Here is a 13,634-nt window from a genome sequence, read left to right on the forward strand (position 1 = left end):
AAGATTAGCTCCGAAGCTAAACTCTAGCTTTTTGTTACTTTTTTTCGTTTACAACAAAGGTTATAAACGTTTATTGTTGACGTTTTGTTTGTTCAGTTTTCAAAGAGCAATTTTTCTATGTCACTCAGAGGCGACTTTATCAGAATAACATTTTGTTAACATTATTGTCAACATGTTTTTCAAAAAAATATTTCCGTCGTTGTTTCAACATTTGTTGTTGTTTTCAGCGACGGATATAAATATAACAAGATTTTTTATAATGGTCAATACTTTTTATGAATTTTGTTTATTTTTTTCTGGAACCTTATAATAACGGTGAAAAATACTAGGACTTTTTGTTTCTATGTTTACTACTTCCACCTTGTTTTTTTCAATAAGATACTCAAATAACATTCCAAAATCTACGGAGTATATAGAGAGTTCTTCATTTTCCATTAGTTCATTAAACGACCAATGCTCTTTCTGCAGCAGCACATCTGTTATATGCTGAATACTTTTTTCCGTTCTGGAATGTATTAAAAATTCACTTGCCAAAAATAAAAGCTCCAGACGTTTTTCAATTGTTTCTTCACTATTAACCAATTCAACATAAAGTTTATAAATCTCCGGCTCGATTTGCTTTACTTGACTCCAAACAGTAACCTCTGGATGAAAGCCGTTTTCTATAACAGCAAGTCTAGCTAAATGATGCAAGGAATGAACTATATCATTATATGCATCCAAGTAGTGTTTATTTTCAAAAAATGCTTTCCCATCCATATATCTTCTTATCAGCTTTGCAAACTCTAAGCCCATCTTTTGTTTTCGTTGTGCAATTGGAAATTCTTTAAGTTCCATTTTTAATTGGTCGACAAACTCATTGCGATCAAATAAAACTCGACCATTATATATCCATTCAAATATTTTTTTGTTATTGCCGAGCAAAATCCATTTCTTCAATTGACTTTCTGTAACAATATGTAAGGCTGCCTTTTTTCCTAAGTAAGTATAATGTTTAACAAAAACAGGTTGTTTTGCTTCATGCACAACAATAAGCATGACACTGTCAAATGTATCAGTAACGGTCATTTCTTTTTGTTTTTTTTCGATCATTAATACTCCCAAGGTGTTAGCTTGACTGGCTCTTTCTTGATAAATAGGACGAAGAATGTCTTCCATCATTATTCCTCCCTCTCTGTATTAAAAATTCTTTCGTAATATTTCGACATATACGGGCAATATCCTGCATACTTAGTTATTATCTTTCCATTAAACATTTATCATGCATTGCTATCTTTTTTATAACTAGGCATTTAGCTAATTAATGAAACCATTTCGCACCCAAAATATTCTTCATTATAACACGACGATTAATCGCGTTATCTTTTTCCAAATCCTGCTATATTATTTGCATATCAAACAGCTTCAACCAAAATATATTCAGAAAAACAAAAAAAAGAGGCTTCCCAGGAATAAGTTATTTTCTACTAGCTTTTAGCAAATAACTTATCGGGCAGTCTCTTTTCCAATATTAGTGCGCATCTTTTTTGGCACAATCAGGACATGTTCCATAAATCTCTAGACGGTGATGACTGATATTAAATCCTGAAACATGGCTGGCAAACTGTTCTACTTCATCAAGTCCCGGATAATGAAAATCCACTATTTTTCCACATTCTTGGCAAATAATATGGTAATGATGCGAAGTGATAAAATCAAATCGACTGGAAGAATCTCCATATGTCAATTCTTTCACGAGATTTACTTCCCGAAAAACTCTTAAATTATTATAAACAGTTGCCACACTCATATTTGGAAATTTACCTTCCAAAGCTTTATAAATCTCATCGGCAGTCGGATGTGACATTGAGCTAATTAAATATTCAAGTATCGCATGACGCTGCGGGGTAATGCGCACTCCTGTTTCTTTTAATTTATCAAGAGCTTCTTGTAACTCATTATGTTCCACAGACATGCACCCCATTTCTAAAAAGTATTCTTATTTTATAATCTTTATAAATAGTGTACTAATTTTACGTTGCTTTTGTCAATATAAATGCGATTTCATCCACTTTATCGCCATATTTTATTCAAAAATTCCGTTTGTTTTTCACTTGATTATTATTATTTTTCTATACTTCTTATCACATAAGATTTCCATTTATTTTTCATAGGCTGCTTTTTTTGCCTAAAAAAACAGATCGATAATAATTATCGACCTGAAACATCATACATCTGAGGAGGTATGCCCTAATATAATGTATTCACACCTTGTATATCGGAATGGACAAATGCCTTCTTCCGACTAAATTAGGCAGCCCTTTTAATTGATCGTCTTTAAAACCTCTTCCACATGCCCAGCTACTCTTACTTTTCGCCACTCTTTTACCACTGTTCCTTCCTTATCAATCAAGAAAGTGGACCGTTCAATTCCCATGTATTCTTTTCCAAAGTTTTTCTTTAATTTCCATACATCATAAAGCTCTGCCACTTTATGTTCTTCATCTGCTAAAAGCAAAAATGGCAATCCATGCTTTTGGATAAATTTTTCATGTTTTCCAACAGGATCTGGACTGATGCCGATTATAACTGCATCCAGATTTTCAAATTCGCTATGGTTATCGCGAAAGTCGCATGCTTCTGTCGTACATCCAGGCGTCATATCCTTGGGATAAAAATAGAGTACAACATGCATCCCTTTAAAATCAGATAGCTTAATATTTTCTCCTGTATTTGCAGGCAATTCAAAATCCGGCGCTTTTTCCCCTATGTTTAATGCCATTGCTACATCATTCCCTTCCAATTCTATACCTTGTTACTACAAGACTAACGAATCAAAAAGAGATTTTCAACAAACAAGATTATTAAATGAAAGGAAATCGGTTAATTTTCCATATCCAACACAGCCCGCGCGACAAACGCTGCTGGAATGGTATAGCCAATCAGCGCCTCTATTACAACGATAACTCTTCCCGCCCCTACGGGAATTAAGTCTCCAAATCCAACAGAAAAAAGAGTAACTCCGCTAAAATATACTCCTGTTAAAAGTGTATCAAAAAAATTAAGAGGGCCAGCAAGAAGCTGTCCATCATTATAGACCCGCATCCCATTAAGTTGAAACAATGTATAGATTAAGCCAAAGCCTATCATAATCGTGATATAAACAAAAAAAAGATACATAAAATTTTCAAACGAAACCCATTTTTCTTTTAAACGATAAGGGACAAATAACGTACGCAAGCTCATCATAATAAAAAAAATGATTAAAGCTAACAAAAAATAAAAAAACACGCTTCTCCCTCCCTATACAAAAATATCATGAATGTATTAATATGTATGCTTGTCTTCTGCAAATATGATTATTGCTCCTCTATTTCCTTCATTCAAATCCAACCTTCTTGCTAATATTGAACAGAAACGGACAATTTTTTTTGGAAAATGATTTTTCATTTACGTTCTACTGAAAAGTGCTAAACTTATAGGAGATATCTTTTGAATATAAAAGTTTTAGGAGGAATATAATGCAACATACTAATTCAGAAAGAATACATACAGAAGCTTTGGATATTATTGTAGGCGGGGTAAATAGTCCCTCTCGCTCTTATAAAGCAGTTGGCGGTGGCTCACCAGTTATAATGGAAAGAGGTCAAGGAGCTTATTTCTTTGATGTGGATGGAAATCAGTATATCGATTATTTAGCAGCGTTCGGACCAGTAATTACAGGGCATGCTCACCCACATATTACTAAAGCAATTACAAGAGCTGCTGAAACAGGACTATTGCTTGGTACATCAACACCTCATGAAGTGAAATTTGCGAAAATGCTGCAAGAGGCAATTCCTTCTTTAGAGAAAATACGCTTTATGAATTCAGGAACCGAAGCAGTTATGACAACCATTCGTGTTGCACGTGCCTATACAGGCAGAAATAAAGTTATTAAATTTGCCGGCTGCTACCACGGTCATTCCGATCCTGTATTAGTGGCAGCAGGTTCTGGACCTTCTACACTAGGAACGCCGGATTCCGCTGGAGTTCCAGCAGTAATCGCAGAAGATGTTATTACAGTTCCATTTAATAATATAGAAGCTTATAAAGAAGCTTTGGAAAAATGGGGAGATCAGGTTGCAGCAGTTTTAGTAGAGCCTATCGTTGGAAACTTTGGTATTGTAGAGCCTGTTGAAGATTTTTTACAAAGTGTGAATGAACTCACTCATAAAGCAGGGGCACTAGTTATTTATGATGAAGTGATAACAGCATTTCGTTTTACATACGGCGGCGCTCAAGATTTGCTTGGAGTAAAACCAGATTTAACAGCTCTCGGAAAAATTATTGGCGGCGGCCTTCCAATTGGTGCATATGGCGGAAAAAAAGAAATAATGGATAAAGTCGCGCCAATCGGCCCAGCTTATCAAGCCGGAACTCACGCGGGAAACCCTGCTTCTATCTTATGCGGAATAGCCTGTTTAGAAGTGTTAAAACAAGAGGGTGTTTATGATCATCTTGATAAATTAGGCGTACTGCTTGAAAAGGGGATTTTAGAAGCAGCAAGCAAATACAATATTCCCATCACACTGAACCGCTTAAAAGGAGCGCTGACCGTTTTCTTTTCGAAGGAAAAAGTAATGAACTATGAACAAGCAGAAAATACAGACGGCGAAATGTTCGGAAGATTTTTCAAGAAATTAGTAAAACAAGGGGTTATGCTTGCTCCTTCTAAATATGAAGCTTGGTTCATCACCATTGCACATACAGAAGAAGATATTGAAGCCACCATCCATGCAGTGGATCAAGCATTTTTCGAATTAGCAGAAGAGCAAAACTAAAAAGCATTTTTATCTATGCAAAAAAGGACTTCTATTCTCGGTTCAGCCGATTGATAGAAGTCCTTTTTCTTTTGCCTTGCCTAATTTTCTTACCTTTTTATGTTTGCTGTTGCCGATTTTTCAGGTAAAATGATCGTCATTTCCGTCCCCTCATTCCATTGACTAACAAGCTTAATTTCTCCATTATGAAGAGCTATGATTTTTTTTACAATTGAAAGGCCTAATCCGCTGCCGCCATTTCCGCGATTTCTAGATGAATCTACTTTATAAAATCGTTCAAAGATATGCATTTGAACATCTTCAGGTATCCCAATGCCAGTATCTTTGATGGTTACCGCTATCTTTCCATCCTTCTTTTCCGTTGATAATATCGTGATTTTCCCATCCATTGGAGTGAATTTGATACTGTTATGGATAATATTCACCCAAACTTGGTTCATTAGCTCCTCATCTGCCTGTATCATCGTTTGCTTTAATGAAATATCCATTTCCAGGTTTTTCTCTGTCCATAGCGGTTCACAAGATAGAACGACTCTCCGCAATTGCTGATCCAGTCGATATACTTTCGGTTCAAAAGGAGGATTTTCCGATTCTAACGAAGTAAGCTTCAACAGATTATCACTCAGCTTAGATAGCCTTACTTTTTCGGTTTCAATAATTTGCAAATAATGCATTCTATCTTCAACAGAAATATCATTATTTTGCAAAGCGCTAGCAAAACCTCTAATAGAGGTTAGTGGAGATTGAATTTCATGGGAAACATTGGAGATGAATTCTTGCCGCATCTGTTCCATTCCCCCCAATTTTTCCGCCGTATTTTCAATGCTTCTTACCACTTTATAAAAGACATGATTCCGTGATTGGGCTAATTCCCTATATGAAGCAAGATCAATATTAAATTTCCCCTGCGCCATATTCTCCATTGCTTCTATTAGTGGAATAAAGAATTGGTCTCTGCCCCCTTTCCTATGTGCAAAGATCGAGATGATTACCATGATGCATCCAAAAAGGAAAAAACCGAGAAAGGAATTGATGATTTGTTCCGTTTAAGCCTATATCGTTGCCTCCACTCTTCCAAAAAACCAAAAAGTTATATGAAAGGCAGCTGACCAGCATAAAAATAAAAAAATTATCACAAACAAAATGCCAAGGATTCTTTTCACTATTTCTTTTGTTCTCATTCTTTCTCCTCTAATCGATCACTACTTTTTGAGCCGTTTCCCCTTTGGCAGTCAACATTAATATGGGCAGAGTAGGAGAATAATAGGCTCTTATTTCCCGGCAAAGCTTCCAGCCATCCATATTTGGCATCATAATATCCATAACAATAAGATCTACTTTCTCCGACTTTAAAAAATCTAATGCTGATAGACCATCTGATGCTTCCAATATCGATAAGCCTTCTTTAGTAAGAAGCATTTTTATCAATTCTCGAATATACGGGTCGGCATCGACAATCAAGATTTTTGCCATATACAGGACATCCTTTCATTATAAATGCTTACAATTCATCAACTGTTTGAGTTCATCATAAATCTTCTTTATGAACTGAATATGAACTTGAATTTTTTCAGAAGGAGGGAATAATAAGGAATCTTCTAAGGAAAGGCGAACAGAAATGGAGATTTCTATAAAATTCTTTCAACAGTCTATTGAAGTTAGCAGCTAATCACTGTATAGTACATTATTGATTGTTTAGTTTTGCTATTTTTCGTTTAAAGTAAAGGTATACGAAAATGCATTGAAAACTGGAATGGAAGGGAATTATCTATATATGACTTTAGGGGCGCGTGTTCTTAAAACGGGTATCGCCATTGTTTTAGCTTTATTTCTTGCACAGTTATTGCATGCTCCTTCCCCTGTATTTGCGGGAATTTCTGCAATCTTTGCGATCCAGCCGACTATTTACCGTTCTTATTTATCCATCGTGGAGCAAATACAAGGAAATATTATCGGGGCTATTATTGCCGTTATCTTTGTTTTAAGCTTTGGCAATAATGTTTTTATTATCGGTTTAGCAGCTATTATTGTTATTACTATTAACCTAAAACTTAAATTGGAGAAGACCATTATCCTCTCCATGGTTACGTTAATTGCCATTATGGAAACACCAACAAATGACTTTATATTATTTGCGATTATACGCTTTTCCACGATTATGCTCGGCATCGGCTCGGCATTTCTTGTGAATCTTGTATTCTTGCCTCCTAAGTATGAGAACAAGCTTTACAATAGCATCTCTGATATTAGTGAAGAAATTACAAAATGGATTCGGTTAACGATACGTCACGCTTCTGAACATCATTTATTAAAAAATGATATTGATCGACTATCCGATCGAATAATAAAAATTGATCAGCTTTATTTGATGTATAAGGAAGAACGCAATTATTTTAAAAAGACAACCTTATTAAAAGCAAGAAAACTAGTCATTTACAGACAAATGATCACAACGTTAAAACGATCATTTTATACGTTAAAAAAACTGCATCGATTTGAAAATGAAATATTGTCATTGCCTGATAATTTTCAAAATATTATCCAACAGCAGCTTGACTGTTTAATACATCATCATGAACATGTGATGTTAAAGTTTATCGGGAAGGTAAAACCAAATGTTACATTTGAAGAAGGAGATATCACAGTTAATCGCAAAGAACTGTTTATACAGCTGATGAATTACTATTCTGAACAAAAATTACAAGAAGAAAACCTTCAATATCATGCTATGCAAATTATCTCTGCATTAATTGAATACGATGAAAACGTAGATCACTTGGATACACTCATCACAACCATGCAGCTTCATCATAAGCATGAAAGTGAAGTAACAATCGAGGAATAATCGGTAAAACTCGTTTTTGATGTAAACATGTTAACCTGAAAAACAAGGAAGCCAAAAGGTATTTTTATACACTTTCGGCTTCCCTTTTTTATATGCAGGCATATAAAGTAAACTTCCATCAGTGGGGGTTTTTCCTCATCCCCCACTGATGGTTAGTTGCACTTATCGGACCTTTACGGGCGAGTTTCAACACCTAGCTTCCTCGATTTCTCTGCATCCCCGAGGTGGGGGTTTTACTGCCCGTTAAGAGTGGGATAAATTTCTTGCTCCAGCTTACTCTTCGTTATTCATATCTTAAAGCATCTACAGCATTTAATTTAGCTGCTCTTCTCGCAGGAATAAACCCAGCTATCATGCTTATGCATGTACTGAAAATAATACAGAATGCTGCTAGGTAGCCTGGTACAACAAAGGCAGTAAAAGCATTTTCTTTTAAAACAGCTTTTAAAATTTCGTTTCCTGCCAGGCCAAGCAAGTATCCGCCAATAACACCAAATAATCCTCCCAGCACACCAATAACTGCCGCTTCCGACAGGAAGATCCTTCTAATGTCCTTACCACGGGCTCCAAGAGCTTTCATTGTGCCGATCTCTCTCGTTCTTTCTAACACACTGACGTACATCACAATAGCAATCATAATGGCAGAAACGATTAGAGAAATGCCAGCGAATGCTCCAAGTGCAGCTTGAATCATAACGAAGTATGAATTAATTTGATCCAACTGTTCACTGCTCGTTTTCGCAAATAAGCCTTCCTTCTCAGCAGCTTTTTTCACTTTATCCACTACTTGTGTATTTTTAGCAATGATGTTTGCTTGCAGCATCCCTTTTTCGCCTGTTGATTCTTTATACATTTGCTCAGCCAAATTATACGGTATATAACATAGGGAAAGTCCAAAAGATCCGTTCTTTACGACGCCTAGAACGGGTAATTCCACATCAACCGTTTTAAATACCCGCTGTACACCGTCCAACTGGGTGGAAACAGTCATACTAATTTTCTTTCCAATTACGTCTTTATAATCCGCATTTTTTCCAAATAAATTGTCTACATCCTTTTCCGTTATAAAGATCCCCTTTTCTCCATCTTTTGGATAGGAACCTTCCATGATATTATTTTTTTCAAAATCTCCTTTTTGATCAAAAGGATTTAATCCAGCAAGTATAAGGCTGATAGGTGCCTTCTTAGGATCCGTATTATTTACACCGCCATAAAAGGCGTATGTCCCTGCAACACTAGAAACATTTGGGTTGTCTTTTAAATGTTGTATTTTATCTGCTGAAATGACTTGTGGATTTTTTTGGTCTGTTTGAATGGCAATACTTCTTTGATCGGTCAATTTTTCTAATTCACTATTCACTTTGTTTTGGGCCCCAATGCCAAGTCCAACCATCAAAGCAATACCGCCAATCCCAATTGAAGCTCCAAGTGCTGTTAATAATGTCCGCCATTTTTTCTGTTTTAAGTTTTGTCCCGCAAGCTTTACACTGGAGAGAAAGCTCAGCTTTCCACCTTTTTTTTCCACAGGGCTGTTTTCTTGTTCAGCAACAGCCTTCCGCTCTTCATTAGAAAGCACCTCGCCATCCTTCAAACGAACGATTCGATTTCCCCATTCCGCAAGTTCTAATGAATGAGTAACTAAAATAATCAGCTTCCCTTGCTCCGCCAGCCCTTTTAATATCTCCATAATTTGAATAGCCGTTTTCGAATCCAAGGCACCAGTCGGCTCATCTGCTACGATAATATCTGGATCATTCGCTAAAGCTCTAGCAATAGCGACACGCTGTTTCTGTCCACCGCTTAATCGATTCGGTTCATACTTTAATTTATCTCCTAATCCTACCATTTCGAGCAGCTCTTTTGCCCGTTCCTGCCGTTGTTGTTTCGACTGTCCATCTAATGTCATGACAAGCTCTACATTTTCCTGCACAGATAAATGTGGAACAAGATTAAAGCTTTGAAATATGTAGCCAATATTATTTTTACGATATTGCGCCCATTCATTTTGATTAAACTTTGTGATGTTTTGATCATAAAAATATATTTCCCCGTCTGTTATAACATCAAGCCCTGTAATGATATTTAAGAGTGTGGACTTTCCACATCCAGATTCACCTAACAGGGAAACAAGCTCTCCTTTCTTAAATTCCAAATTGATTCCTTTTAGAACAGGAATTGGCTCGTTATCAACAAAATATGATTTTTGAATATTAACTAGCTTTAACATTTTTTTCCCCTTTATTTTTTATTTTTATAGCACCCTTCTTCCTAATTCTTCTAAACTTATATATGATTACGTTCCGACTTATTAGAAGTTTCACTTACTTTGAAAAAAGTGAAAAAGCGACTTTAAAAATGCAGAACGATTTTTTGAGTCGCTTTTCTTTTAATTTTTCATTTTTGGATCAATTGCATCTCGCAGCCCATCGCCCATAAGATTAAATCCTAACACGGTCAACATAATCGCAAGCCCTGGAAAAATCATCGTCCATGGCGCTTGTACTAAAAAGGTTTTAGCATCTGAAAGCATTTTTCCCCATTCTGGATTTGGAGCTTCTGCGCCAAGTCCTAAAAATCCCAACGCAGCCGCTTCGATAATTGCAGTTGCTATAGCAAGTGTTCCTTGAACGATAATGGGAGCGATGCTATTTGGAAGTACATGCACCAACAAGAGGCGTTTGTCGCTCATCCCAATTGCTTTCGCTGCCATAATGTACTCTTCTTCTTTTATACTTAATACACGAGCTCTTATTAACCTTCCAAATGCAGGTATATTAATAATGGCAATGGCAATTAGTGCATTTCTTAAAGACGGTCCAAGTACGGATACAATCGCAATGGCCAATAAAATACTAGGAAAAGCTAACATGATGTCAAATATTCTTGAAATAAGGCTATCCAGCCATTTTCCATAATAACCAGCAACAATTCCTAAAAAACATCCTATTATAATAGAACCGAAAACAGAAAGAAATCCAACCCATAAGGAAATGCGGGCACCATAAATGATTCTGGATAAAATATCTCTTCCAAAGTCATCCGTTCCAAACCAATGATCTGCAGAAGGAGGCAATAATCGCTCCGGCAATTTCTGTTCATTAATTCCTTCGGATGCTAGAAGTGGAGCAAAAATCGCTAATAGGATAAAAAATAAAACGATTCCTGTTCCAACAACTGCTAGTTTATTTTTTTTAAACGTTTTCCATGCCTCGCCCCAAGGAGAAATTACTTTCTCTTCTTTTGTGCTTATTGATGTATTTTTTTCTGTTGATAATTCCAAATAGATCCCTCCTATCTATATTTTATTCTCGGATCAATTGCTGCATATAATAAATCCACCACTAAATTGATGCACACAAAAATAAGTGCAATGATTAAAATTCCAGATTGAATAACAGGATAATCCCGATTGCTTATTGCTTCAAATATGTATCTCCCTATTCCAGGCCAGCTAAAAATAGTCTCCGTTAATATTGCTCCGCCTAACAATAATCCTGTTTGCAGACCAATAACCGTCAAAACAGGTATCGTCGCATTTTTTAGTGAATGTTTATATACCACCCAAAACATTCTTACCCCTTTTGCTCTCGCTGTACGGATAAAATCTGATTTCATTACTTCCTGCATGGAAGATCTTGTGATTCTTGCAATAATCGCCATTGGAATGGTGGCAAGTGCGAGACTAGGCAAGATAAGATGCTTGATCACTTCTCCTAGCTGGTCCATTCTTCCTTGTAAGATTGTATCAAGTATATAAAGGTTTGTTATTGCAGATATCGGATTCCTCACTTCTTCCCTTCCCGAGGTAGGAAGCCAATCTAAATTAACGGAAAAAATCCACTGTCCCATTAACCCCAGCCAAAAAATTGGAATCGAAACTCCTAATAATGCCAAAACCATCGCTGCATAGTCGAACCATGAATTCTGAAACCACGCACTGATAATACCTGCATTGACGCCAATCACGATAGCAATAGCCATTGCACAGAACGACAACTCCATTGTAGCTGCCAAATACGGCCAAATTTCTGAACTTATGGGCGCCTTTGTTTTAATAGAAATCCCAAGATCACCTGTAAACAAACCACCTAAGTATTTGAAATACTGGGTATACCACGGCTGGTCAAGCCCCAGCTGTCTTGTCAAATCGGCAATGGCATCCTTTGTCGCAAGCTGCCCTAGTATTAACTGTGCCGGATTTCCCGGAATTGCTCTAATCATAATAAAGACAATAAAAGAAAGACCTAATAACACTGGAACTAATGAAAATAAACGTCTAATTGTGTAGGAAAGCATCTATTCACCTCTGTTCAAACTATGTGTCTCTAAAAAATAACCCTACCGAATACCTTGAATAGAAAAAGGAGTCTTTAATAAGAACTCCCTTTTCTATTAGCAAATTATTTAAATTCAACAGTAGATAAAACATCTGAACCAGTTGGATGTGGGAGAAAGCCTTTAAGGTTCGCTTTGCCTGCTAAAGCTGGTTTAGAGTGAACGAGCGGTATCCACGGAGCATCATCTTTAATAATTAATTGCGCTTTTTTATAAAGTTCATCTCTTTTTGCTTGATCTGCAGTTGATTGAGCTTCTACTAATAAATCATGAACTTTAGGATTGTTATAATAGGAATAGTTGTTTGATCCAATGCTGTCTTTATCCAATAATACATACAAGAAATTATCCGCATCGCCGTTATCGCCAGTCCATCCTAAAAGGAAGGAATCTGCTTCTCCAAGACGCGCTTTTTCTAAATATGTTCCCCATTCATAAGAAACAATTTTCGCTTTTACCCCAACATCAGCAAAGTTCTTTTGAATTGCTTCAGCAACTTTTTTGCCATCTGGCATATATGGTCTCGGCACAGGCATCGCCCATAATTCCATGGAGAATCCATTTTCATAGCCAGCTTCTTTTAAAAGTTCTTTCGCTTTTTCTGGATTGTATTCATAATCCTGCACATCATTATTATAACCGGCAATTACTGGCGGCATTGGGTTCTTTGCCGGATCTGCTGCACCAGCATAGAATGCATCAATAAGCGCTTTTTTATCTACAGCATAGTTTAATGCTTGACGAACCAATTTTTCTTTTAATGGCCCGCGAGTTGCTGTTAAGCCTAAGTAGCCAACATTTAAAGATGGACGATAGAACACTTGCAAATCTTTATTTGATTCAATTGTTTTCACATCACTAAAGTTAACATCTGTAATTAAATCCACTTCTCCAGAATTCAACGCATTTAATCGTGCAGAGTTGTCTGGAATTGCGCGGAAAATAACAGAATCTAATTTTGGTAAAGATTTATCCCAATAGTTTTTATTTTTCTCAACGGTAATACGGTCATTCTTTTTCCATTCTTTGAACACAAATGGACCTGTACCCACAGGATTTTCTCCGAATTTATCTCCGTATTTTTCAAGTGCTGTTGGTGAAGCAATTGCAAATGGAGACATTGCCAAGTTTTTATAGAATGGCGCTAATGGACGTTTCAGCGTAAATACTACGGTGTGATCGTCTGTAGCTTTTACCTCTTTAATTACATCGCCAAATTGTGATGTGTAATATGGAAATTCTTCATTTTTCCCTGCTGCCCAACGGTTAAAGTTATAAACAACCGCTTCAGCATTAAAGTCTGTGCCGTCAGAGAATTTTACCCCTTCACGTAGTTTTAATGTATACGATAAACCATCATCCGTGTTGCTCCAATCTGTTGCGAGTCCTTCTTTTACCTCTGTATCCTGCTCCCCAAATTCAAGCAATGTTTCAAAAATATTTTTTGTCACGCTAAACGATTCGCCATCTGTAACAATAGCTGGATCCAAAGATACAGAATCGCCGCTTCGTCCAAACACTAGCGTCGTTTGTTTTTCATCTTTTTTAGTAGAGTTTGATTTGCTGCTGCATCCTGCCAGCGCTAAAGAAAGCATTAACACAAGAGCAAGAAATACAAAGATTTGCTTTTTCATATTGTTCCCCCAATATAT

At 36.5% G+C, this 13,634-nt stretch carries 13 protein-coding genes; 2 read left to right on the forward strand and 11 right to left on the reverse strand.

The genetic code is table 11. The annotated features are described in order from the left end of the window. Positions 1-273: 273 nt before the first annotated feature. The 5 genes from ACTYBU_RS11000 to ACTYBU_RS11020 all read right to left on the reverse strand — a co-directional run bounded on the left by ACTYBU_RS11000 (position 274) and on the right by ACTYBU_RS11020 (position 3,429). Entirely contained in the window at positions 274-1,158 is an 885-nt protein-coding gene (locus ACTYBU_RS11000; RefSeq protein ID WP_445490066.1) for a nucleotidyltransferase-like protein, read from the reverse strand. Between the two features lie 352 nt (positions 1,159-1,510). Then, a complete protein-coding gene (gene perR / locus ACTYBU_RS11005; protein WP_445489698.1) occupies positions 1,511-1,954 on the reverse strand; it encodes a peroxide-responsive transcriptional repressor PerR in 444 nt (147 codons plus the stop codon). A 348-nt stretch (positions 1,955-2,302) separates the two neighbouring features. Then, the gene (gene bcp, locus ACTYBU_RS11010) at positions 2,303-2,761 is read right to left on the reverse strand and encodes a thioredoxin-dependent thiol peroxidase (RefSeq protein WP_445489700.1); all 459 of its coding nucleotides are present in this window, start codon (positions 2,759-2,761) and stop codon (positions 2,303-2,305) included. Between the two features lie 101 nt (positions 2,762-2,862). Next, a complete protein-coding gene (locus tag ACTYBU_RS11015) occupies positions 2,863-3,270 on the reverse strand; it encodes an ion channel (protein WP_445489702.1) in 408 nt (135 codons plus the stop codon). Between the two features lie 36 nt (positions 3,271-3,306). Then, a complete protein-coding gene (locus ACTYBU_RS11020; RefSeq protein WP_445489703.1) occupies positions 3,307-3,429 on the reverse strand; it encodes a hypothetical protein in 123 nt (40 codons plus the stop codon). 71 nt (positions 3,430-3,500) lie between these two features. On the opposite strand from ACTYBU_RS11020, the gene ACTYBU_RS11025 reads away from it, so the two are divergent. Beyond that, complete coding sequence (locus tag ACTYBU_RS11025; RefSeq protein WP_445489705.1) at positions 3,501-4,802, forward strand: glutamate-1-semialdehyde 2,1-aminomutase; 1,302 nt, start codon at positions 3,501-3,503, stop codon at positions 4,800-4,802. A gap of 89 nt (positions 4,803-4,891) precedes the next feature. Here ACTYBU_RS11025 and ACTYBU_RS11030 read toward each other — a convergent pair whose 3' ends face one another. Both ACTYBU_RS11030 and ACTYBU_RS11035 read right to left on the reverse strand, forming a co-directional pair. Continuing rightward, on the reverse strand, positions 4,892-5,797 hold the full coding sequence (locus tag ACTYBU_RS11030) for a sensor histidine kinase (protein WP_445489707.1): 906 nt from the start codon (positions 5,795-5,797) through the stop codon (positions 4,892-4,894). Between the two features lie 196 nt (positions 5,798-5,993). Next, entirely contained in the window at positions 5,994-6,275 is a 282-nt protein-coding gene (locus ACTYBU_RS11035; RefSeq protein ID WP_445489708.1) for a response regulator, read from the reverse strand. A 301-nt stretch (positions 6,276-6,576) separates the two neighbouring features. Between ACTYBU_RS11035 and ACTYBU_RS11040 the strand changes: the two genes are divergently transcribed. Continuing rightward, positions 6,577-7,647: an FUSC family protein gene (locus ACTYBU_RS11040; RefSeq protein WP_445490068.1), complete on the forward strand. Its 1,071-nt coding sequence runs from the start codon at positions 6,577-6,579 to the stop codon at positions 7,645-7,647. Between the two features lie 283 nt (positions 7,648-7,930). Here ACTYBU_RS11040 and ACTYBU_RS11045 read toward each other — a convergent pair whose 3' ends face one another. The 4 genes from ACTYBU_RS11045 to ACTYBU_RS11060 form a co-directional block, all read right to left on the reverse strand. Further along, positions 7,931-9,874: an ABC transporter ATP-binding protein/permease gene (locus ACTYBU_RS11045; RefSeq protein ID WP_445489710.1), complete on the reverse strand. Its 1,944-nt coding sequence runs from the start codon at positions 9,872-9,874 to the stop codon at positions 7,931-7,933. 159 nt (positions 9,875-10,033) lie between these two features. After that, positions 10,034-10,927, reverse strand: coding sequence for an ABC transporter permease (locus ACTYBU_RS11050; RefSeq protein WP_445489711.1), 894 nt, complete (start codon positions 10,925-10,927; stop codon positions 10,034-10,036). Between the two features lie 11 nt (positions 10,928-10,938). Then, positions 10,939-11,943, reverse strand: coding sequence for an ABC transporter permease (locus ACTYBU_RS11055; RefSeq protein ID WP_445489713.1), 1,005 nt, complete (start codon positions 11,941-11,943; stop codon positions 10,939-10,941). A 104-nt stretch (positions 11,944-12,047) separates the two neighbouring features. Then, entirely contained in the window at positions 12,048-13,616 is a 1,569-nt protein-coding gene (locus tag ACTYBU_RS11060; RefSeq protein ID WP_445489714.1) for an ABC transporter substrate-binding protein, read from the reverse strand. Between the last annotated feature and the right edge of the window lie 18 nt (positions 13,617-13,634).

This window comes from Niallia sp. 03133 (assembly GCF_052663225.1).

What these genes read in the sequence shown, in the direction of transcription:
- ACTYBU_RS11055 (WP_445489713.1), bottom strand. Translation starts at nt 11,943, where the DNA reads ATGCTTTCCTACACAATTAGACGTTTATTTTCATTAGTTCCAGTGTTA.
- ACTYBU_RS11030 (WP_445489707.1), bottom strand. Translation starts at nt 5,797, where the DNA reads ATGGTAATCATCTCGATCTTTGCACATAGGAAAGGGGGCAGAGACCAA.
- bcp (WP_445489700.1), bottom strand. Translation starts at nt 2,761, where the DNA reads ATGGCATTAAACATAGGGGAAAAAGCGCCGGATTTTGAATTGCCTGCA.
- ACTYBU_RS11060 (WP_445489714.1), bottom strand. Translation starts at nt 13,616, where the DNA reads ATGAAAAAGCAAATCTTTGTATTTCTTGCTCTTGTGTTAATGCTTTCT.
- ACTYBU_RS11035 (WP_445489708.1), bottom strand. Translation starts at nt 6,275, where the DNA reads ATGGCAAAAATCTTGATTGTCGATGCCGACCCGTATATTCGAGAATTG.
- ACTYBU_RS11020 (WP_445489703.1), bottom strand. Translation starts at nt 3,429, where the DNA reads ATGAAAAATCATTTTCCAAAAAAAATTGTCCGTTTCTGTTCAATATTA.
- ACTYBU_RS11040 (WP_445490068.1), top strand. Translation starts at nt 6,577, where the DNA reads ATGACTTTAGGGGCGCGTGTTCTTAAAACGGGTATCGCCATTGTTTTA.
- ACTYBU_RS11045 (WP_445489710.1), bottom strand. Translation starts at nt 9,874, where the DNA reads ATGTTAAAGCTAGTTAATATTCAAAAATCATATTTTGTTGATAACGAG.
- ACTYBU_RS11000 (WP_445490066.1), bottom strand. Translation starts at nt 1,158, where the DNA reads ATGGAAGACATTCTTCGTCCTATTTATCAAGAAAGAGCCAGTCAAGCT.
- ACTYBU_RS11025 (WP_445489705.1), top strand. Translation starts at nt 3,501, where the DNA reads ATGCAACATACTAATTCAGAAAGAATACATACAGAAGCTTTGGATATT.
- perR (WP_445489698.1), bottom strand. Translation starts at nt 1,954, where the DNA reads ATGTCTGTGGAACATAATGAGTTACAAGAAGCTCTTGATAAATTAAAA.